This window comes from Rhodococcus sp. T9N, from assembly GCF_024436645.1.
Classification (GTDB): domain Bacteria; phylum Actinomycetota; class Actinomycetes; order Mycobacteriales; family Mycobacteriaceae; genus Rhodococcus_F; species Rhodococcus_F qingshengii.
In genome coordinates this window covers 7,194-28,682 of record NZ_JAMSKS010000085.1, presented here as the reverse complement: position 1 = coordinate 28,682, position 21,489 = coordinate 7,194, and the positions used below count along the sequence as shown (strand labels likewise).

Genomic DNA, 21,489 nt, shown 5'->3' with positions numbered 1-21,489 from the left:
GGGTGACTACAGGGTGCGATCGAATTCCGCCTGAAAGCGCAGAGAAACGTGTGGCGATTGCGATCTAGCGCGCTTCAGTCCCAGTCCAGTCGAATACCGAGCTCGACGAAGGCATAGGCCAGCTCATCGACGTCATCTTCGGTGCGGCACCCCGTTCGAGCGAATCCGAACAAAGATCGGGCGGCATCGCTGTCGACGCGGGCGGCGGCGACAGCGGCATCGATCGCCGCAATCACACCGTCCCAAGCGCTGCGGGCGGGTACCGGACTGCGAGACCTCGTCGGAGCGGCCCCCGGATCGACCGGCTCGTACCGTCGCGGCCGCAGCAAGCAGGCATCAGCACCGCTCGCGGCTATCTCATCGTTCTCGACCGCATTGATCGCGGTCGCGGCAGCAAACAAAACCTTCGCTTGCTCGTCACACCGCAGTTGCTCGAACGGAACCCACGATGTCCGCAGCGGGCGAGAATGGCCGGTGGACTTCCAGATCGCGCTCAGTGGCTTCGCCCACCATCCGGTGCGGACCAGCGGTGTCGATACCTCGTCGACGACGGTACGCAGCAGCCTGAACCACACTCCGGCATGAACACGGCCTCCGCCGAGCTCGACCGACCCGCACGTCAACGCGACGGCGGTGCGTCTGTCGATTTCTGCGACGACTGCCGGTACGGGTATCGGTGGTGCGTGTTCGTCCGAGCCTGGCGGTGTCCTGTCCCAAAAGACCAGTCGGCCGGGTATGACAGCACAGAATTCGAGCCGGCAGAGGTGTTTCGTGCAGCTGGTCAGCATCGGGTACTGATGAGCCATCATGACCGCGATGTCGGCGTCTGTGTCGAGGTCGTCGATACACAAGGGGCATGCCCGCGTATCGAGCTTGCTCACCCAGGGAAGCCACGTGCCGGCGGGCGGTGCGCGTCGACGTCGATCTGACCTTGCCAGACCCGCCGGTAGTAGGACAGAGAACTGATGGACGTAGGTGTCGAAGTCGCATCCGCCGGGGTCGGTGCTGTCGAGCAGCCAGGGCGTACCGCCCGCCAACGTCATCTCACGCAGCCGTTCCGCTGTGCAGGTGCTCCTCTGGGCAAGCGCGGATAGCACCGGCTCGGGTGTGTAGCGGTCGAGGTCCACGCCCGAAGTGTCGACACCGAGCCCGTCGAGAAGATCCGCTGTACCGATCAACGAATACAGTCTGCTAGTCCGGGCAAGCCACGACATCAGAGTCTCACCAGGTAATGGTTGCGGGTGCAGCGGCCACCGCGGATGCCCACTGTGGTCGAACGCTGTAGGCGCTGGCGAGGCATCGGCTGATGTCATGCCAGATGCCGTTCGAAGTGGCGACGGCGTTCGGTGGGCCCGGAGTAGGCAGTCTGCGTCAGCACCTGCGAGGTGATCGCTTCCTCGCCAGCCTCTATTGCGGTCACTGCGGCCGCGGTCAACAGCGTGGCCAGTTCGCCGATGGTGCCCTCACACCGGGTGAGGAGGTAATCGGTCATCTCCGCCGACGTCAGGTGCGAGGGCGCACGCAACGGGAAGCTGGCGGTGAAGCTCGCCAGCAGGGAGCGGGTGTCGATGTCGTTGGTCCAGATCGGCAGCGTCATGGGGTGAAAACGGTTCTCCAACTGTGCATCACTACGGATCGCGAGGTACGCCTCTCGGGTGCCCACTCCGACAAGAGGAATCCGCAGTTCGTTGCCTAGAAACCGCAACAGGTTCAGGAATTCTCGGCGCACGTTGTCGCGGCCGGCGAGAACATTGTGGAGCTCGTCGATGATCAGCATCCGAACCCCGGTCGCTCGCAGCAGCGAGATTGCTTGCTGTTCGAGTTCGTGGACTCGGCTCCGCGGGCGGATCGGCGTTCCGAGTGCAGCAAGCATCGCCAGGTAGAACCGTGCGGGTGCTGGGTCTGGAGGCATCTGCATACACAACACCGGTATCTGCTCGCGATCGGGCAAGCTGACAGCAGGGTGCGCACGCCGGAACTTCTCGATGATCATCGACTTGCCGTTGTTCGTCGGTCCGATCAGAAGCACGTTCGGCATACGTTGCCGATCCGGCCACACCAGCAACGTCTCAAGATGCTCGATCACCGACCGTGCACGCGGATACCCGATCCACCGTTCAGTACGAATATGCCTGATGCGTTGCGCGGCAGGAAGAACCGCAATCGATCTGACCGAACTTCGCAGGTGGGTGAGGTCCGCACGAACGACGTCGATGTCTTCGCAACTACGGTCGTCATCGTCGCCGGCGGGAGCGTTTCGGGGGTCGTGGTTCATCCATTCACCACTCTTCGATGTCGTCGAAGATCGGAACCGGCACGTCGTCGGTGCCTGGGCCGAGCTCGGGCGGGCTCTGCGTGTCCGGTGGTGTGGTGATGCTGCTCAGATGAGAACGGCGAGTGCGATTACGGCGGGCCCGCTTGGTGTACCTCTGTGCGGACGTGGCTATCTGACGCATCTGCTCGATCATCGCGAACAGAGCGTGTTCGTCGATACTTGCTCGGCCTTGTTCTCGAAGGCGCACCACCGCTGCCCGGTGTTCCCACGCTGTCACGGCCGGATGTGACATCGTCCGGTATGGCACCTCGACGTACCCGCCGCCGCTGTCGGGGTCCAGGACCCACACCCTGCTCAGATCACGTGGATCACGCCGGATAACGAACTGACCCAACTTCTCTCGCCTGGCGATCCATGGTTTCAGCGCGTTCGAGAAGTACTGGATGTGGTCGATGACGAACCCTGTCCGGGTCAGTCGGCGCCGGATGACGGGGAGGAAGTCCACTAAGAATGCGGTCTCATCCACCACTGTCGAGCTCGCCAGAGCGGTATCGGCGTCGGTGCTGCTGGTCCACTGCGCAGCCGGGCTCCGGCTCAGGCCGGTGTGCACGTCCGCGTGATAGGCCGCGATCGCCAAAATCAGCCAGCGTTCCAGTTCTCGTAACGTCAGAGCTGCCGCGCCCTCCGAGTCGTAGCTGCCCCGCTGCGTTGGATTCGAGAACGTGGTGCCAGGGAGCTCGTGAACCTGGGTCATGACGGTGCCGATGATGCGTTCGACAATCCCGCCGTATTGCGGCCTGCCGGGTGGGCGGTAGCCGAGGTCGATACCGTGTTGCTCGCAACCCCGCCGTAGCGCTTCACTTTTGAACTCGGCGGCGTTGTCGACGTACAAGGCGCGCGGCTTTCCGGCCATCGGCCACCGCACATCCGCGCCGAGCCCCAGAGCGTCGATCCATACGCTTTTGTCCGAGCACACCCGGCCCAGACACAACCCGACCGACACTGCGGACGGCGAGTCGAGTGTGACCACGAAGCCCGGCACGCAGCGGCTGAAGACATCGATAGCAATCGTGAGATAAGGACGTCCGATCGGCACCCGGTCGTATTCGTCGACGATCATCAGATCGACCACGGTGTGATCGATCTGGACTTGCTGGAGAACCGCCGTCACCGGCGGCGGGACATCGCCAGCGGATTGCCGCGATCGAGCGGCATCCGGTCCGCCACGTGACCGTGCGACGCGGCCCGGGTGCATTGCTGCGATCCGCGCGGCGACTGTGTTGCGGGCTGGAATAGGGAGTCCCGCACGGTGACAGGCCAGCGCGATATGTCGATGCAGTGCGGCGACACTGAGCTTCTGGCGAGCCAGAAACTCGCGGTTGATGTGCTCGGCGATCACTTCTTCCACCTCGGCCGGCACGCGGGAACGGCCGCGCCCGCCTGCAGGAGCGGAGACCAACAGATCTGTGACCGACCCTCCCCCATTCCGGAGCTTGGACAACAGCACGTACACACGCCGGGGCGAGACCCCCAACTGCTGTGCTGCATCCTCGACCACTGCGGTGCCGATCGAGGATCGATCCGCTAGTTCGCTGAGCACTGCGAACCGTGACCGTGCCTGCTCCCACTGCTCGGCCGACGCGGTCAGCACACCAGTCTCTGCGACGTCGAACTTGTCCGCGTCCATCGCAGCCTCCGAACGCCAGGCCTGTGTGATCGACCGATTGTGCAGTCCACTTCTGCAGTCAGAATGTCAGAAGACGACTGCAATCGGAGGTAAAACCCCAGGAAATTATGACGCCCACTTCTGAAACTGACAACTGTGCCCTTGTGAGCACACTTTTGGGGTACGCCAGGGTCTCGACCGCCGACCAGAACCCGACTCTGCAGACGGACGCTCTGACAGCCGCGGGCTGTTACAAGATTTGGACCGATGTCGCATCCGGCTCCAAAGACGACCGCCCTCAGCTGGCCGCAGTCATCGAATACCTTCGACCCGGTGACACCCTCGCAGTGTGGCGCTTGGACCGCCTCGGGCGAAGCCTTCCCCACTTACTGGAAACGGTTGCCCACCTCGAATCGATCGGCGTCGGGTTCACCTCACTCACCGAAGAAATCAACACCACCACCTCCGGTGGCCGGCTGATCTTCACGATCTTCGGAGCGCTCGCCGAGTTCGAGCGAAACCTCCTGAGAGAGAGAACCTTTGCAGGTCTGGAAGCAGCCAAAAGGCAGGGACGCACGGGCGGACGACCACCCGTACTCGACGACAAACAGAAGGCGATCGCACGCAAGATGAAAGGTGCCGGCGTCTCGATGACCACCATTGCCGAAACCCTCGGGGTGGCACGATCAACCCTGTACCGCAATCTTGGTTAGACGGTTGGGATACAACACTTCTGGGAGCCAGACGCCGTCGATACAGGCCGATTAACAGTGAGAACAGACGGCCTGCGACAGTGCAAGGGGTCCTTCTCCAATCCAGAACCTTCTTCTCACGGGACATGAGACGATGACCGTATGCCCTTGATTGAGTGGACACGGCTATCAGGCGAAGCTGTCGAAGATGCTATCGCAATGCTGTTGTGCGGAGAGAACTTTGACGCTACCCAGGTCCGCCCCGGAAGAGGTGATGGCGGCATTGATGTGTTCGTGCCCGCCGCAGCAGACTGGTCACGCCGTGACGTCTACCAGGTGAAGCGCTATGCAGAGAACCTGACCAACAGCCAGAAAAGGAAAATTGCCGGATCCGTTCATCAATCAATAAAGACTGCCAAAGAAGAGAACTGGACGATCTCATCATGGTGGCTGGTAGTCCCCCTCAATCCAACCCCCGGTAATCTTTCTTGGTTTACCGAACTGATGAAGGATCTACCCTTTGATGCCCACTGGGTTGGACTCAATCGAGTAGAATTACTCGCCGCAAAACACCCTCAGGTGATCGACTACTACCTTAGAGATGGCCGTGAACGTCTTCAAGAACAGACAGATCGCCTAACAGCGATAATTTCAGGACGAATCGACCGACAGTCAGGGGAACCGCTTCAACCCTTCGACACCATCGGTGACCTTCGCGACATATATAAAGCAATGAACGAGTATGATCCGCATTACAGATACGAACTATCAATGACTAGCGAGCCACCGAGTCAGGAAAGCTCGCCAAAATCCCCAGGACTTGTCGGGGTTGCTAGTTACGGGTCCAGTAATGATGGCTGGGTAAATGTCAGCATCTTTGCGCGGTCTCTCGCCGCCACAATAAAACGTCCAATCACGGGGGAATTTCAACTACAAATTCCTGACGACGGACCATACCAGCAGGAGTTCCAGAAGTTCATCAACTATGGAACACCAGTCTCTTTACCTCCCGGATCTGCCAAGGTCAAACTAGACCTACCAGGTGGGCTCGGGGGCGATCTATTTGATGCAGCCGTCTCCCTCGGTGCATCAACTGAGGTCACGGACCACTTTGAGGATCGAGAACTCATCTTCGCGATGTTGTCTCCGGAAAGGGAATCGCTAGCAGAAATCGAGTTGAAACTGGATGAAGCGACGGTGGGCCAGGCTGGCGGTCGCCGAACAGTCTGGAAGGATAAACCAGGGTTCATATCGATTGAAATCCTGGCGATGGATTACCCTAACCTCACTGCCAATGTCTCAATTACGGTCGACGTTGCAGGAAAAAATCCTGGCAAGATCGTAACCAGCCTGGAGTTCTTGGCGAACATGCACAGCGACAACATGATAGGGCTCGCGCAAACATTTGGACCCCGCGAGTTCACCATCGGCACGATTAACGAAGACCGTGAGAAAGATCTTGACTTCGTTAGATGGGCTAGAATAGCGAGAGCATTAACATCCATCCAGGAACACACATCTACTCGACTCGCTTTTCCCAAGTCATACACCGGGGACCAGGCTCGTGAAATTCTTGATGCAGCCCGAATACTGTCCGGTACGCCCATTTCCGCCACCTGGCAACCCTTCCAAGTGAATCGTGATCCCAATATCGAATCCGATTGGATCAAGTATGGATTGGAAGATGAAGTTGATTTGCGTGTAATCCGTAATATCGAGATAGAAATCGACGGCGTCCGGCACGTCGTCGGCAAACAAGCAGCGCTGATGCGAGCGGTGGTTGTAGAAAGTTCCGACAAAACCGTTCGTTTCAAACCAGCGGAAAGCAATATCCACGCCTCGATGGTCCGGTTCGATGGCGATGCTGAAGATCGACGCGTACAGGTCCGACCCAACCCGAAACAGGCAAAGACCGATGTCTGACCGTTTTCGGATGCGGTAAGACCGTATTCAGACAGCCAATTGGGTCAGGGCCGCGTTCGTCGATTTGCTCTCAGTCGACCCAGGCAGGCTGGGCGGGGATGTGATTGGTGGGAACGGGTGCGAGAAGGCGCAGGATGGGCAAGCTGAAAACTCGAAGGGCGAGGGAGCTGCGCCATCCTTTGTGTTTGAAGGCGAACAACCAGTGTCCGAACAGCCACAGGCCCAGCCCCACTGCCAGGGCCAACGGTGCGTTCATCTCCCCGAAGTGGGGGCCGCCCCAGATGAGGCCGGCGATGGTGAGAATGATGAGCAGGCCGCCGAGGAATCTGGCGACGAATGATCCGATTTTCCAGGCCACCAGGACCACTACGCCGATAATCAGGATGCTCATGTTCGTTCCCCCGCACTGTGTATGAGTGTGTTGGCTCATTGTGCGGCACACCTACGACAGATGTGGGTTCCGTCGTGAGTGTGCGGGCGGAGCGGCCCACCGTGTTGTTCACTGTTCTTCTCGCTTGAGAGTCAGGGTGTTTCCGTGACCTACGGAATGCGGTCTACCCAGTAGGAAACGCCCTACGTGAGAGCTGTTGTCGTCGAGGGCAATTGCTTCAATGCGGACTGCACGGCCGGTGTAGCCGTCGTCTTCGGTGCACCAGTTCTGGATCCGGCAGGCTCTGTTCAGCCAGATGATGCGTCCCACGTGTTTGTCGCACACGCACGCGGCGGGAATGGTCTCGGAGTCTGCGAGGAACTCCTCGAGTGCCGGGTCTGCGTCGGAGGGAAAGTCGAACAGGTCGAGTTGAGCAGGTTCGTCACCTTTCATGTCCCCACGGTAGCCCATAACGTCCTACCTGTGGGACGCACCGGGCTTTCAATGGTCCTGCGCGTCCCGTCTTTGGGTAAGGTTGCGGTATGAATCAGCTGTTCAAAGCCGCTTCCGATGCAGTGTCGACCTCGAAGCAGGCCGCCCGCCAGGCGAAAGAAGCGAGCGATGTCGTGCTGATGCAGGCAATCAAAGTGCTGCTCGCGAGCGGTGTCTCCATACGGGAGACCGCGGCGATGCTCGATTCAAGCAAGGCGACGGTCGGGCGTCTCGCGGCGCTGCCGTCGACGACCGCACCCGTCCCCTCTGCTGATGGGGAGTCCGCTGACCTGGTGGTAAGCAACGGGTGGGGGTCGCAGAAACGATTGGACGAGGTGTACGAGTGGTGCTTGATCTACGACGGTGAGCACGGGATCGAACTCCCGCCGGCGGTACTCGACCTGACAAAGGACCAAGCACTCTCAAATCTTCGGGACGCGTGCGAGCAGGATCGGGTTGCCGGCGAGAGCAGGCTCACTGACGACGAACGGAACGCCGTCCGTCGTCAGTGCAGGTTGGCTACTGTGATCGCCCGTGCTTGCGGCGCTACTGGCGATGAACTCGCGCGATCGCAGAGTTGACCATGGTCTTTCCGATCATGATCTTTCCCTTGATCGGCCGAGGCTGAGGGGGTCTCTCAATTGCTGTGCTCCGTCAGGCCTGAATCAATTCGAGAGCGGCCACTGCCCGGTCCGGGAGGAAGAACTCACGAACATCGGTTCCAGTGAGGTAGTCCTTCACGTCGATCGTTTTGAGGTCAAGCTCGGAGATACCGAAGAATTCGCTGGCAAGCTTGAGTTCTAACACCACATTGTGGATGGGATTGTCGGTTGCTTCCTCGCGAAGTACGCGGTTCCATCCCGGCTCCGGGTTTGCCGTGACGAAGTCGGGACTGACGTTGACATCGATGTACGAATACTCGGTGGACTCCGTCAGGATCACGGCAGCCTGCGTTACGACTTCCATGTAACCCTCGGCCGTTGACGCAGCTTTATCGGTGGCAGCACGCCCCTTGCGCAGGTCCGCGACAAGGAGGGTCAGCGCCGCGAGATCCTCCCCGGTGAAGTGCCTCTCGAGACCTGGGATCGGTCCGTTCAGGTATACGCGGGTCTTTGCCATTGTTTCTCCATTTCAGTGCCGAATAATTCAAATTGATTGTATTTCAACATTTTTCGTACCGCTCAACCACTTCGCGCATTCCTGTGCATGGCGTTTACAGCTCTTGGCCATGGTCACGTTCGACAGATGGATCGGTCGACGGACGGGCGGGATTGGGCCGGTCGGGTGATGCTCGGCGCCGGTTGAGCATGTCCCGTATTGATGTCGGGTGCGCGAGGTCGATCACCGTGGGAGGAGCCTCGTTTGACGGTGAATCCGGTTCCGGAGACGACTCGGCTGCCTCCGCGATAGCTAGGTCGGCGTTGCCGGGTTCTGGTGTTTCCTGCTCTGCCGCAACAGGTGCCGGTTCTTGTTCCGTCGAAGCGTCGGAGACGGTTGCAGATTCGGCCATTGCTGCCAGTCGGCTGCGTTCCATGGCTGCTTCGGCTTCCCGGCGGGCCATGATCGCTCGGACCTCGTCGGCGTCGACGCATTCGAGTTGTTCGACGAGTGCCGGTGTCGCGTTGAGCATGAGCGACCAGCCGGGTTCTCGCCCTTTGTATTCGAGACGCTCTTGCAGTTCTGCTCGGCGGGCGATCGCTTCGGGGCTGTTTTCTTCCTCTCGGAGCTGGCGTTGGAGGTCGTAGAGTTCGGCGTACATCGACTTGAGTTCCGCGCTTCGCGGGAAGTCCTCGCTGGACTGCTTCTGCAATTCTTCGAGTCGGGCGGTGGCGGTGTCGAGTTGCCAGGTGCGGGAGTCGAGTTTGTCGGGCACTTCGGCGACCATGCGTTCGATGCGGCTCATGATGCCGCTCGCGAGGTGACCGAATGCTCCTTCGCGTTCTTCTTCGGTCATGGTGGTGTTCGCTCGTACGCTGACGTACATGTCTTCTTGGGGAATGACTCTCGTCGAGAGGGGCAGTCCTTTCGCGCCGACGTAGAGCGCGGCATCGGCCATGGATCGGCGGACCTCGATGTCGAGGCCGCCCTTGGTTGCGACGGTGACGACCTTGTCGAGTCCTGCCCCTTTGAGGTGACCGTAGGTCTCTCGTAGGTGATGGACCAGCGCTTTCGACGCTTCGGTGCGTTTGGTGAAGGTTTGGCCGGCGATGGTCATCGAGAATCCTTCGGCCGCGAGGTGCGTTTCGACTGCGGGTACGGCCGCGGTCAGTGCCGCGATTGCCTGCTGGTGTCCGGGTATGGCGGTGGTGAGGGCTCCGAGTTCGCGTTCACGGCTTCGAGCTGCGGCGAAGTGCGCGTCGGCGTCGGCCTGTAGGTCGGCGACGGCGCCGTCGAGTTCGACTTGGCGCATGTAGCGGGGATCTCCGGTGGCGATCGCTTTGATCGCTGCTGCGTTCTTGGCGAGGTCGTCCCCTCCCAGGTCCTCGACTCGGCGCACGGATCGGTCTGCACGTTTGAGTTGCTCGATGAAGTGCGCTTTGCGTTGCACGGTCTGCCACATGAAGGTGTCGAAGGTGCGTTCGGCGACGTACGCGAAGATTTGGACGCGCTTGTTCTGGTTGCCCTGCCGGATGATGCGGCCTTCTCGTTGTTCGAGGTCAGCGGGTCGCCAGGGTACGTCGATGTGGTGCAGGGCGACGGCGCGTGGCTGGATGTTGGCGCCGGTTCCCATCTTTTCGGTGGAGCCGAAGACAACGGCGACGCGACCGTTTCGGCAGTCCGCGTAGAGCTTCGCCTTTTCCGATGCTTTCGCGTAGTCGTGGATGAACCGGATGGATTCGGGGTCCATGCCGGCGGCGACGAGTTCGTCCTTGACTCCGGTGTAGATGTTCCACGCTCGACTTTTGGCTTTCGGGGTCGATCGGTCGCAGAAAACGATCTGGAGCCCTCCTCGTAGGGGGGACTCGTTTCCTAGATTGTCGAGGTAGACGTTGTCCTTGGTGTCTTCGCGGACCTCGAGGATCTGATCTGCGAGGATACGAGCTCGACCGCCTGTCTCGGGTGCGTCCAGGTGCGCGGTCCTCGGGTCGAGGGTGACGTTGCGGCCGTCGCTCGCGATCTTGAGCGAGTTGTCGATGTCGGGGCGTCGGCGGTCGGCGGCGCTGGCGCGGTGACCGAGGTCGCTGATGAAGTCCCGCACTTCCTGGCTGGGCTCGAAGGAGATGACGGTGCGCTGCCCGTCGTCGAGGACCGGAAGAGTCACCGGCACTTGATCGCGCATGACGACGTCGGTGAACACACTGGTCATGGCGACAAGGTCACCGACGTTGGTGAATTCTCCGACCCTGGTCTTGGGAACGAGTTTGCTGCCACTCGAGTTCAGTTCGACGCTCTCGACTGTGTCGGTGAATGTCGCGCCCCACGAGTCGAGCGCGGCAACACCGGCAGCCTCGAGCAGATCCGGGCGCAGGTAGTTCGTCATCACCCACAGCTCACCGAGACTGTTCGCCACCGGTGTGCCGGTGGCGAAGGTCGCGACTCGTTCGACGTAGTTGTCCTCGGGGATACCGGCAGAGGTGGCTTCGGCGCGGCGCACACCTCGCAGGTAGTGCAGCTTCATCGACAGGTCCATGGCCTGATCGGCGCCCTTGGCGCAGGCCAGCTCGTCGACGTTCGATTGACGGCGCAGGTTCTTGTACATGTGCGCTTCGTCGATGAACAGGTAGTCGCCGCCGCTCTCCTCGAAGCTCAGACCAGCGTCTTTTCCGGTTTGATCGAGGGTGTCGTTGAGTCGTTCCTCGGCGTTGGCGATCGCGATTTCGAGTTTCTTGACCGACTCGCGGGTCTCCATCGTGGTGCGGTGCTCGTAAAGCTTGTCGAGTTCGTCGCGGATGAAATCGGCTTTGGTCTGATTCGAGACGCCGATCAGCTTGAACGCGGACTGCGGCACGATGACCATGTCCCAGTCCTCGGTGGCCGACTGCGCGACCAACCGCCTGCGGGATTCGAGATCGGTTGCGGCGGATCCGGAGAGGATGCGGGCGCCGGGGTACCAGTGCGATGCCTCGATGGCGATCTGTTCGACGATGTGGTTCGGAACCACGATCCACGGCTGGCGGACGAGTCCGAGCCGTTTGAGTTCCATGGCGCCCATGAACATGGTTCCGGACTTGCCGGCACCGACGACGTGATCGAGCAGTACGGACGGCTCACCGACGATTCGGGCGACGGCGTTGCGCTGGTACTCGTAGGGCGCATACTTGTCGCCGAGGCCGGGAAAGGTCTGGTAGCTGCCGTCCCACTGCGGTGCGACTGTCGAGTTGAACAGTTCGTTGTAGGTGTCGAGGAGCCGTTCGCGGCGATCCGGATCGGCGTCGAGTGCCCACGTGCGGAACTCCTGCTGTATCCGGCGGGCCTTGTTCTGCGCGGCGCGAGTTGCCTTGTCGTGCAGCAAGTCCCCACCTGCTGCTTCGGCGTATTCCTTGGACTTGTTGATGCGGATCGGTTCCATGTTGCACAGCGACGTCAGCAACGTGATGTGGTCGTAGTCCCCGCGGGCGCATCCGGAGTACTTGATGCCCAATCGGTCGGCGGTCTCGTCCTCGAAGTTGAAGCCGCCGGCCTGCCCGGTCCACGTCTTCGGTACGACGCCCCACTTCTCGGCCATGCCCTTGTCGCCGCGATAACCCGCAACGTGGATCGACCACTGGGCGTCGAAGCGTTCGACCTTGATCGTGGTGCCCTCGGGAACCTCGAAGGTTTCCCGGATGAACTGGGCGTAGTCGGCGGGATCGACCCACGGGGCACCGAGTTTGATGTCGATGTCGTTCTTGCGCGGCGGCTGAATCTCGTTGAGGGCTTGAACATTGGGCCGGTACCGGGGATCTTGTTCCGCCGCTGCGTTGGCGTCCGCGAGTTTCGTGCGGACGTTCCCCGACAGGTACGACGTCGCGGGGATCCAGGTGTTCGGATCGTGCAGTGAGCGGAATGCTCGCCCGACCAGTTGTTCCTCGACGTCAGGGCGCGGGACGCTGAGCAGTTCACTGATGCGATCGACATCAATGCTGCGAGTCTCGTCGAGACTGATCGCGAGTGCATCGTCGATGGTTTCGGCCTCGCGGCGTTCGGCACGTGCAGAGACCACGTCGGTGGCGAAGATCGCGGCCTTGCTGCCGCGCATCGTTTCGTCGTCGAAATTCTCCATGGCGAACACGACGTGGATGGTCGGGTCGTTGCGGAGGATGCCTTCGAGGTGGGTCTGCTTCTTCCACGGCCGGCGGTTGTCTTCCCACGCTTCGTCGTTGAGGCGTTCGTAGACGGCGTCGGGGATCTCGCCCTGCCACGGTCCGTCTTCGTTGCCTTCCTTCGCCCTCCACCGCTCGATGCTCTTTTCGAGTTTGCGGTCGTGCTGGGCGTCGGTGAGGTCGGCGGGGATCTTCCACTCGAACCGGTTGATGAATCCGTATCGGCCCAGGTACTCGTCGTAGCGGGAGTTCAATTCGCCGCGAAGGGCGATCCTTTCGCTGCGTGGTCGCTCTTCGAGCTGAGAGCGCACCAGGGTGACCGCGACGTCACGCATCTGCAGGAGCTGGCGCCATTCGTCGTGCTTCTTGGCCCCTCGCACGGTGGCCTGTTCCCATCCGCCGCGGCCGTAGACCTGGATCTGCTGTTCTTCTTCGTTCCAGCGCAGAGTGTCGACGGCGATGTCGTCGCCAGTGCGCTCGGCGCCGTTGATCAGCCCCTGATCGAAGGCGTTCACCCCGGCGACGGCCGTGGACTCGATCGTGGCGGTCAACGCCAGATCCTCGGCGCGGGCGCGGTCGACAATCGCGGTCAGTCGCTGCGAGAGAGCTTCGACCATGGGCGCACCGACCGGGCCGTTCACCTTGAGGGTTTCGTTGCTGTACATCCCGGACCCGATGACCATCTCACCGAGAACGTTGTGCGGATTGGCGGCGAAGTATCCGTTGACGGACCGATCCAGGTAGCGGCCGTCGTCGTCGCGGACTCCCGTCTCACCGGTGGCGACGAACTGTGCTGTCGCTTCCGAGCGTTCGCGGTCCTCTTCACGAACACGGAAGACCAGCACGTCGGTGACGACCTCGGTGCCGGCCACTCGGGCGAATGCACCGGTCGGCAGACGCACTGCACCGATCAGGTCGGCCCGCTCGGCCATTTCCTTGCGCGCACGCGGATCTGCGGCGTCGGCGGTAAATGCCGACGAGATCACCGCGACGTACCCTCCGGGCGCGGTGAGGGCGAGGGACTTGTTGATGAAGTGGTTGTGGATCGAGAGGTTGCTCTTGTTGTGTGCGGGGTCGTGCAGGCGCAGCGCACCGAACGGGACGTTGCCCACGGTCGCGGTGAAGCTGTCCTCGGGTACGCGGGTGTGTTGGAAACCTTCGTTGCGGATCTGCGCGGACGGATAGAGCGCCGCCGCGATCCGGGCCGTCGTCGAGTCGAGTTCGACACCGACCATCGTCGCGGATTCCGGCGCGTGCCCGATGAACGTGCCTGCACCGCAACCCGGTTCGAGTACCCGTCCACCGCTGAAACCAGCGCGCTCGAGTGCATCCCACATCACCGAGACGATGGCCGGATCGGTGTAGTGGGCGTTGACGGTGGTGAAGCGAGCTTGATTCCACTGCTGACTGGTCAACAACGATTCCAGGCGTGAGCGGTCTTGCGCCCATTCCGATTTCGAGGTGTCGAAGATGTTGGGGACAGCTCCCCACCCCGACCACTGAGCGATGATCTGCTGCTCTTCTGCGGTGGCGTAGCGCTGTTCGGAGTCGAGGACACCGAGCATTTCGATAGCGGCGATGTTCGCCCGTGCCCGCGCCTTCTCTCCGGACGGCGGCAGAACCTCGACCCCGGGGGCGAAATCAACCGGTTCGGGAAGGATTCGCGCGGCCGTTCCCGGTTGCGTCTCCTCCCCCGCTTCCGCGGAACCTAACGCTTCCGAGACCTCGACGGCAGTGGTCTCAAATACCGTCTCCGCCAAAAGCTCCACCTCGGCGACACTCTGTAGGGGTTGAGCTTCTGCGGCCGTCAGAGGCAGCGGTGTGCCCCCAGGATCGACGGCTGCGGGATCGACAGGACTGGCGCCGGCCTCGTCGAAGAGCCCGAGCTGGCTCTGCTCTACTTCCGCTCGACGAGTGCGCCGGGGCCGTCGAGCGGCTGGCCGTCCTCGACCATTGCCGCTTCGAGCTGGCTGATGAACGACGGAAGTAGCGGGTCGCTGCTGCTCGTCGGAATCGGCTGCCCATCCTCCGAGAGTGTCTGCATCAAATAGGCCGCCATCACCCGGTAGAGCGTCGAACGGGTCGGGAACAGTTGATCGGTCAGTTCCTCGATCTCCTTCGGCGGTTCGCTCCGAACCAGTGCCTTGCGCCACCGCTGCGGATCGTTGCGATTCTGCTCGGCCGACTTCTCGGGTACGTTCCCGCTGTCCGCCTCCTCCGGGAACGGATCCAGAGCTTCCGGGATCTGCTCGTAGAGCATCTCTTGTAGAACCTGGGCGGTGATCTGCGCTCGGGCCGTTTCGATCAATGCCAGCTTCGTCGGAAAGTCCGGCTCCCGGCCGTGCTCGCTCTTGAAGCTCGCCACCAACGGTCCCTGCGCCGTCCCCATCGACAGTTCGATCTGCGCCGATATTTCCGCGGTCCGCTCCTGCAGGAACTCCTGCTTCTCCGACTCCGTCATCGACTCCGGAAGACCGATCAAGTCCGTCCACACTCGACTGACCTCGGCGAATATCTGTCCGCTCATTGTGTTCCTCCATGTCGAAAAGGTCGAACTGATCGTTGTTGTTCTTGCTGGACGCCACAGCAGAGATCCCCACGAGTTCCCCCCGCACGGCACTCACCGACACCGAGCAGATTCAGTGCCGGCCCCGAGCAGATCCGCGGGCGGTGAGCACCACTACAAGGTCCCATCATGCCCGTAACCGACCCGTAGGCCCGTTTGGCGGGTCTCCGCGTCGGGGATCGCGGACCGAGATGCCTACTCGCCGGTAGCGTCCACATTCGTTTCCCTGTCATCGTTGCCCTTGCACCACCCCCTACCTGCCACGATTGCGACAGGTAGAGGTGGAGTCCTACGTGGTTCCTATGGACCGCAGATGGGCGCTGACGACGTCCTGGACCCGCGTGGCCACGTCGACGTCCTCCCGCAGGGTGGCTGCGGCCTGGACCGCTCCCACAGTGCCCGAGCACAGGTTCCATGCGAGCCGGTGCGCGATCGGGCCGTCCGCGTACTCACCGGCGCTGATCGCCGTTTCGACGATGCCACTGACGGCATCGACCCAGCGTGCGAAAGCTGCACCGTTGTCGATGCTGGGTTCGAGGGTCAGCTTCATCCCAGCGCGCAGGTTGGTGTCGTCAGCGATCTTGAGGGCAAGGGAAGAGAAGATCGCAGTCAACCGATCGGATCCGGTCCCTACGGCGGCATCTACCGCTGCGTCGTTGATGGATTCGTCGACCGCCAGGTTCCAGTCCGAGATGAGCTGTTGCGCGATCGCTTCCTTCGATGGGAAGTGGTAGTACATTGCGCCTCTGGCGAATTTTCCAGTGTGGGTGATGGTGTTCATGCTGGTCTGGCCGTAGCCATCGGTGTCGAAATGCCGTGCCGCAACGGCGATGATCGCTTCTCGTGTTCGCACTGCGCGGGCCTGGGGCGCCGAGTTCTTACTGCCGGGAGCGCGGCCGATCCGAGGACGGATTCTCGTGGTGGCAGTGCTTTCCGGGCTTTCCGAGGTGTGTGCCGGTTCGTTGGGGCTGTTCACAGGGATGCTCCTTCGACCATGCGGGCGGAGGCCGGATCGGTTCCGCGCCACATCAGCAGCAGATCGTCGACCCGTTTGGTGATGGAGTGATTCTCGTCGAGGCTAGCGGCAACCTGTACAGCGCCGACGAATCCGGCGCAGAGAGTGTCCGCGAGCCTGGACATGCTTTCCGCGCAGTCGAGAGCGCCGCAGCGGATCGCGTCGACGACGATCGGCGTGAGGGCTTCGGTCCACGCTTCGTAGGTGGCGTGGGCCTCGCTGAGCGACTGATCGAGGCTCAGGATGAGTCCGGCGCGGACGATCGCCTCGTTTTGGGCGCGGCGGGCGAGTTCGCGGTAGATCATCAGTATTTGCCGGTCGGCGGGTTGTCCGGTTGCGGCGGCTTTCCCGACTGTCTCGGAGACTGCGTCGGACCAGCGGCGGAGCATCTCGCTCGCGATGGATTCCTTTTTCGAGAAGTGGAAGTACATCGCACCTTTGGTGGTCTCGGAGATCGCCAGGATGTCGTTGATGCTGGTGCCCGCGTACCCGGTTCGGCTGAACAGGGTGGCGGAAACCTCGAGGATCGCTTCTCGGGTTATTTTCGCTCGTGGCTGCATAGGCGGTCGGCCGGTCTTTCCGTGGTCGACGCTTTCTGCGAGGTCGTTATGATCGTTCATTGGTCACAGGTCCATTCTGTGGTCATCGGCCCTGACGGTGTTAGCGCACTGTCGGGGCCACCTTTATTGGTGGGATTTGTTCAGACGGTGGTGAGCTCGCGGTCGGCGATGTTCTCGGCGGACCGGAGGTCGGGCAGTGGCGGGCTTGTGAATCCTGCTTCGCGGGCTGCGGTATCGAACTTCTCGTACCGGCGCCATGCAGTCGATATTGCGACAGGCGGCTTCGACTCCTGAGCGATCATCTCCCACGTGAGGTTCGGGTTCGTGAGCTTGCGGACTGCTGTGTCCTTCACGTTCGCCGCAAGATCAGACCCGGCGATGAAAGCCATGAGGTCGTCTATGCCGGTATCCGTGCCGGTCTGCGTTTCTTCGGTATCTCGGCCGCGACCGAATGCCGTAACGGTGTCTTGGGCATCAATGGCGTCGAGGCCCTCATCCGTCATTTCGTCGACGAAAAACGGCTCCGCAAAGTCCGCAATGACGTCGTGCTGGTCGGCCTGCACATCCTCCGTTGCGACGTCTTCGTTGCGTTTCGCTTCCAGTTGTTCCGCAATATTTCGGGCTGCCCGGTCGCGGAGGCGAGGGTTTCGGATCGACCCCCAGTCGGCAGTCAGATCAGGCGCAACGCTCTTTGCACTGTCACTGTCGGTGGCGTTTTCAACGATCGAGCGGTAAGCGGCGTAGGCCATTCCAACTGCCTTCACCAGGATCGTGATTCCGTGCGTGAATGCCAAGACCAGGGCCGGCGGAATGATTGCTATGGCCGCTGCAATGGCCGGTGCGAGTGGGATGAACCCGAGGTCTCCCCCACCACCGATGAACTCCCGTGCGGCAATTGCTGCGTGATAGGCGTGGTACGCGTTTCCGAGGATGCTGATCACGACGACGCTGACGGCGAGTGCGATGTAGAAGCCTCGGTCGCGCTTGTTCATGTTGAGCTTGCTGATGATGACGATGGCGATGGTGGCGCCGAGGATTGCGCTGTCGACGATCGCAGGGAAAATCCAGGTCAGGTGTTCTGGGATCAGAGCTTGCCTGGCGAGGTCTCGTTGCACGGCGAAGGAAAGTACGAATGCGCCGGTGGTGATACCGAGTGCAATGACAATCGCGAGTGCGAGTGCGGCGAGCAATGCGCCTAGCTGAATACGAGCTGCCCGGAGGCTAAAGTCGGTCATGACTGGGTTCTTTCCTAATTGGTGTGTAGAAGCACGGACCGACGGGCAACAACGCTCACGCTGGTCTGCTGTTTCTGCGGGTGCACTGCCAGGCGGACTCCAGGGTTTTCCCGGCGCATGCGACGCCTTCTGGAAGAGAGGCAGCGCCGGGCAGTGCACCATTCGGCGTGGTGAAATGTCGTGGTACGAGCCCGCCGCAGGGATGATCTCTTCTTCTGTGTTCCCGAGCCGTGAGCTCTTCGGCAGATCGAGCGCCCTGCGGTGCGCTGGTGTCACGAACGGCTGGTGAGATGACGGACCGTCGAGTCCTGCAATTAGGTCGCCGCGTGCACCACACGGGTTCGCAACCTGCACATCGACATTGGGAGGCGCGGTGGGACTGTACTGCGGAATCGATTGGGCCGAAAACCATCACGACTTCGCGATCCTCAACGACCTGGGCGAAGTCGTGAGCCGGGGACGAGTCGACAACGACGCTGCCGGGTTCGCCCGGTTGCTCGAGGCATTCGCCGAAGCCGGCGACACCGCCGAAGATCCGATCCCAGTCGGGATCGAAACCGATCACGGCCTGTGGGTTGCCGGACTGCGCGCGAGTGGCCGGGTGATCTACCCGATCAATCCGCTCGCGGCCTCCCGGTACCGGTCCCGGCATTCGGTCTCCGGATCGAAATCCGATTCCGCCGACGCGGTCATGCTGGCGAATATCGTGCGCACCGACGCCGTCGCGCACCGCCCACTGCCGGCGGATACCGACAGCGCTCTGGCCATTCGGGTTCTCGCCCGCGCCCAGCAGGACGCCGTCTGGTCTCGGCAACGCTTCGGCAACGAGATCCGCTCGCTGCTCAAGGAATATTTCCCGGCAGCGTTGACCGCGTTTCAGTCGCTCGAAGACGGGCTGACCCGCCCTGATGCCCGAAGCGTGCTCGCTGCAGCTCCGACTCCGACCGCAGCTGCCGCCCTGACCCGGCCCCAACTCAAAGCAGCACTCAAAAGAGCCGGACGTTCCCGATTCCTCGACCGAGACGTCGAACGACTGCGGGCCATCATGCGCGCCCCGGCGCTTCGCCAGCCACCGCAGATCGAAGCAGCGATGGGAATCAGCCTGATGACCCTGTTGCGGCAGTTCGACGCCGCCTGCACAGCCGCCGAGACCCTCGCCGCGCACGTGAGCGTGCTCTTCTCCGAGCACCCGGATGCGAAGATCATCACCAGCTTTCCCGGTCTGGGGCCGCTCGCAGGTGCTCGCGTGCTCGCCGAGATCGGTGACGACCGAAACAGGTTCGCGACCGCGCGCGGCCTCAAGGCCTACGCCGGTGCTGCCCCGATCACCCGTGCCAGCGGGAAGAAAACCTTCGTCCTGCACCGGCACGTCAAGAACCGGCGACTGGCAGCAGCGGGAACGATCTGGGCGTTCAGCGCCCTGCAAGCGTCCCCCGGCGCCCGACGACATTTCGACGCTCGCCGCGCCGGCGGAGACTGGAACCACCAAGCCCAACGACACCTGTTCAACCGATTCCTCGGCCAACTCCACCACTGCCTTACCACCCGCGAATTCTTCGACGAACTGCACGCATTTCCACCTCCCCTCCCGATCGCGGCTTGACTCCTACACCCCGTGAGATGTCTTTCAGCGGGGTTCCCGGTCTGGAGCCTCGTCGGGTGCATCCGGCGGGGCTCCCTTTACTTGCAAGCGCTACTTCTGTTCGTCCTCGAGCAGTTGATGAATGTGCTTGATGAGCAGGTCCTGCATAGCGGTCTCGTTGCGGACCGCGTACTCCTTGAAACGTCGGTGAAGGTCTGCGTCGACGTTCACCTGGATCCTTTTCGTCCGTCCACTGGAATCGCTCATCATGTCTTCGATGGATTGTGGAGCGCGAGTGGCGGATGGTCGGCCAGCTCGGAGGTTGCCTGTCGCCATGACGTGGCCTTTCATTTCGTCAAACACTCATACGCTCATAGCCAGTTTTGAGTTAATGAGTGAAAGTGGTTTGCCAGTTGAGTTCGCATGAACCGGGGATCTACGCCCCTCGACGTCATTGCTCGGTCATACGACGAGCTTCGCCTTTGTCTCGTCCGTCAGCCCTGCAAAGGCCGCAAGTTCACGAAAGAGCGACTTGACCTCGTCGGACGCCACCGAATCCGGTTCTGCGTCCAATACCGTCGTACCTGTGGCTGCAGTATTGGGGTAGCTGATGCGTTGAGTGATCCGCGCGTCAAGCACGGGCAGTCCGTAGTCGCGGAGCGCACCTGTCACCTCACGACCGATACGGGTGCCGGTGATCGCCCTACTGATAACAAACGCAGCCTTGAGTTTGCCGTCGGTGATCTCGATCCGCTGAAGCACGAGTTTGACCAGATCCTCTGCCGCCCAAATGTCGTACGGCGATGGCTGTACGGGAATGAGTACTACATCAGCGGCCTTTATCGCCGATACCGCCAGATCAGCCGCCTGAGGGGCTCCGTCGATAATGATGACTGGATGCGTAGTGACCCTCTTGAGGTCACGTTCGATCGTTGGTCGGTCGATCCCGACTACCGGAACAGGCTGTTCCTCGCAGGCCGCCGCCCAATCTCGCGCACTCCCCTGCGGATCGGAGTCCACGAGCAATGTTTCGTACCCGGCAAGCTGGGATGCGCGCGCCAAGTGAGTGGCGATCGTCGTCTTTCCTGCACCACCCTTTTGGTTCAGCACTGCAATGACCGTCATCTATGCCACCTCCGAGTAGATACTCACCAGCGCCCGCATTCGTTGCGGACGTACTCATAACATCTTATGCGCTATCACCCAAAGACACAAACACTCGTATGAGTGTTTGTGTCTTTGGGTCGCACTCGACACTGCGTTACCGGGTCAGACACCCATTTGCGAGCACGCTCCTTGCAGGCTCGGAGCAAAGCAGTCTATGAGGGTATGAGGGTATGAGTGTTCGAGTGTTTGAGTAAATGAGCAAAACAAAGTCCGCAAAATCGCTGGTCGATCCGCAAAGTCCCTCCGACCGGACTTGCCACAAACCGCGCACGTGGCGCGACGGCCGCCAGAACCTCGTCACATCGATCACGGACAGGAGGGGAGCCGATCGAGCGCCTGAATATAAGTCACCAATTACGGGGGAGCCGGAGAGTCATGGTGCAAGTCTCGATTGCGGATTTTGCCCATCAAGGAGCGGTTTCAGTTGCCAATTGATTTCCCCGCAATGATTTTTGCGCATTCCCCGCAACTACGCCGGATGCATGCAACGACCGCAAAGCCCAAACACTCAAACACGCAAACACTCATTTGATGTTTTGTGTGTGCAGACACAGTGCCAGCAATCGCGTCGGTCCGAAGCCGTCAGGCTGCAAGGATTCGCGGAGACCTGTAGTTGGTCACGATCCGCCGTGCGGTCGCGTAGTCGGCGCGGCCGCCAATGGTGGGGAAGCGGCCGTACCTCGCTCGCGGTGATGCTTCAATC

At 61.3% G+C, this 21,489-nt stretch carries 17 protein-coding genes; 4 read left to right on the top strand and 13 right to left on the bottom strand.

The window, feature by feature from the left end; all coding sequences use genetic code 11:
- Positions 1–74 precede the first annotated feature (74 nt).
- Genes M1L53_RS34355 through M1L53_RS34345 form a run of 3 tightly spaced genes read right to left on the bottom strand, consistent with a single transcriptional unit; the run spans position 75 to position 3,962 of the window.
- Complete coding sequence (locus M1L53_RS34355) at positions 75–1,313, bottom strand: TniQ family protein (RefSeq protein ID WP_256670145.1); 1,239 nt, start codon at positions 1,311–1,313, stop codon at positions 75–77.
- On the bottom strand, positions 1,310–2,275 hold the full coding sequence (locus M1L53_RS34350) for a TniB family NTP-binding protein (protein WP_054827569.1): 966 nt from the start codon (positions 2,273–2,275) through the stop codon (positions 1,310–1,312). The genes M1L53_RS34355 and M1L53_RS34350 overlap by 4 nt, the downstream gene beginning before the upstream one ends.
- 4 nt (positions 2,276–2,279) lie before the next feature.
- Positions 2,280–3,962: a Mu transposase C-terminal domain-containing protein gene (locus M1L53_RS34345; protein ID WP_054827568.1), complete on the bottom strand. Its 1,683-nt coding sequence runs from the start codon at positions 3,960–3,962 to the stop codon at positions 2,280–2,282.
- Positions 3,963–4,105: 143 nt separating this feature from the next.
- On the opposite strand from M1L53_RS34345, the gene M1L53_RS34340 reads away from it, so the two are divergent.
- Together M1L53_RS34340 and M1L53_RS34335 are read left to right on the top strand one after the other, a co-directional pair.
- A complete protein-coding gene (locus tag M1L53_RS34340) occupies positions 4,106–4,654 on the top strand; it encodes a recombinase family protein (RefSeq protein ID WP_084325488.1) in 549 nt (182 codons plus the stop codon).
- Positions 4,655–4,795: 141 nt separating this feature from the next.
- Positions 4,796–6,556 (top strand): restriction endonuclease, encoded by a 1,761-nt coding sequence (locus tag M1L53_RS34335; RefSeq protein WP_142006807.1) that lies wholly within the window; start codon positions 4,796–4,798, stop codon positions 6,554–6,556.
- A gap of 70 nt (positions 6,557–6,626) precedes the next feature.
- On the opposite strand, the gene M1L53_RS34330 is transcribed toward M1L53_RS34335, so the two are convergent.
- On the bottom strand, positions 6,627–6,947 hold the full coding sequence (locus M1L53_RS34330; protein ID WP_142006805.1) for a hypothetical protein: 321 nt from the start codon (positions 6,945–6,947) through the stop codon (positions 6,627–6,629).
- Between the two features lie 108 nt (positions 6,948–7,055).
- Positions 7,056–7,379 (bottom strand): hypothetical protein, encoded by a 324-nt coding sequence (locus M1L53_RS34325; RefSeq protein WP_142006803.1) that lies wholly within the window; start codon positions 7,377–7,379, stop codon positions 7,056–7,058.
- A gap of 89 nt (positions 7,380–7,468) precedes the next feature.
- Between M1L53_RS34325 and M1L53_RS34320 the strand changes: the two genes are divergently transcribed.
- A complete protein-coding gene (locus tag M1L53_RS34320) occupies positions 7,469–7,999 on the top strand; it encodes a hypothetical protein (protein WP_142006801.1) in 531 nt (176 codons plus the stop codon).
- 73 nt (positions 8,000–8,072) lie between these two features.
- On the opposite strand, the gene M1L53_RS34315 is transcribed toward M1L53_RS34320, so the two are convergent.
- From M1L53_RS34315 to M1L53_RS34290, 6 genes are all read right to left on the bottom strand, one after another.
- Entirely contained in the window at positions 8,073–8,537 is a 465-nt protein-coding gene (locus tag M1L53_RS34315; RefSeq protein ID WP_142006799.1) for a hypothetical protein, read from the bottom strand.
- A 94-nt stretch (positions 8,538–8,631) separates the two neighbouring features.
- Positions 8,632–14,430: a helicase-related protein gene (locus M1L53_RS34310; protein WP_142006797.1), complete on the bottom strand. Its 5,799-nt coding sequence runs from the start codon at positions 14,428–14,430 to the stop codon at positions 8,632–8,634.
- Between the two features lie 128 nt (positions 14,431–14,558).
- Positions 14,559–15,188 (bottom strand): hypothetical protein, encoded by a 630-nt coding sequence (locus tag M1L53_RS34305; RefSeq protein ID WP_142006795.1) that lies wholly within the window; start codon positions 15,186–15,188, stop codon positions 14,559–14,561.
- Between the two features lie 328 nt (positions 15,189–15,516).
- The gene (locus tag M1L53_RS34300) at positions 15,517–16,203 is read right to left on the bottom strand and encodes a TetR/AcrR family transcriptional regulator (protein ID WP_142006793.1); all 687 of its coding nucleotides are present in this window, start codon (positions 16,201–16,203) and stop codon (positions 15,517–15,519) included.
- On the bottom strand, positions 16,200–16,862 hold the full coding sequence (locus M1L53_RS34295) for a TetR/AcrR family transcriptional regulator (RefSeq protein ID WP_142006791.1): 663 nt from the start codon (positions 16,860–16,862) through the stop codon (positions 16,200–16,202). The genes M1L53_RS34300 and M1L53_RS34295 overlap by 4 nt, the downstream gene beginning before the upstream one ends.
- A gap of 80 nt (positions 16,863–16,942) precedes the next feature.
- Positions 16,943–18,037, bottom strand: a complete 1,095-nt coding sequence (locus tag M1L53_RS34290; RefSeq protein WP_142006789.1) for a DUF2637 domain-containing protein — start codon at positions 18,035–18,037, stop codon at positions 16,943–16,945.
- A gap of 373 nt (positions 18,038–18,410) precedes the next feature.
- Between M1L53_RS34290 and M1L53_RS34285 the strand changes: the two genes are divergently transcribed.
- A complete protein-coding gene (locus M1L53_RS34285; RefSeq protein ID WP_044480144.1) occupies positions 18,411–19,640 on the top strand; it encodes an IS110 family transposase in 1,230 nt (409 codons plus the stop codon).
- 90 nt (positions 19,641–19,730) lie between these two features.
- Here the strand turns inward: M1L53_RS34285 and M1L53_RS34280 are convergent, their stop codons facing one another.
- Positions 19,731–19,886 (bottom strand): plasmid partition protein ParG, encoded by a 156-nt coding sequence (locus M1L53_RS34280; protein ID WP_178377345.1) that lies wholly within the window; start codon positions 19,884–19,886, stop codon positions 19,731–19,733.
- A 195-nt stretch (positions 19,887–20,081) separates the two neighbouring features.
- Positions 20,082–20,744: a ParA family partition ATPase gene (gene parA / locus M1L53_RS34275; protein WP_030537278.1), complete on the bottom strand. Its 663-nt coding sequence runs from the start codon at positions 20,742–20,744 to the stop codon at positions 20,082–20,084.
- Between the last annotated feature and the right edge of the window lie 745 nt (positions 20,745–21,489).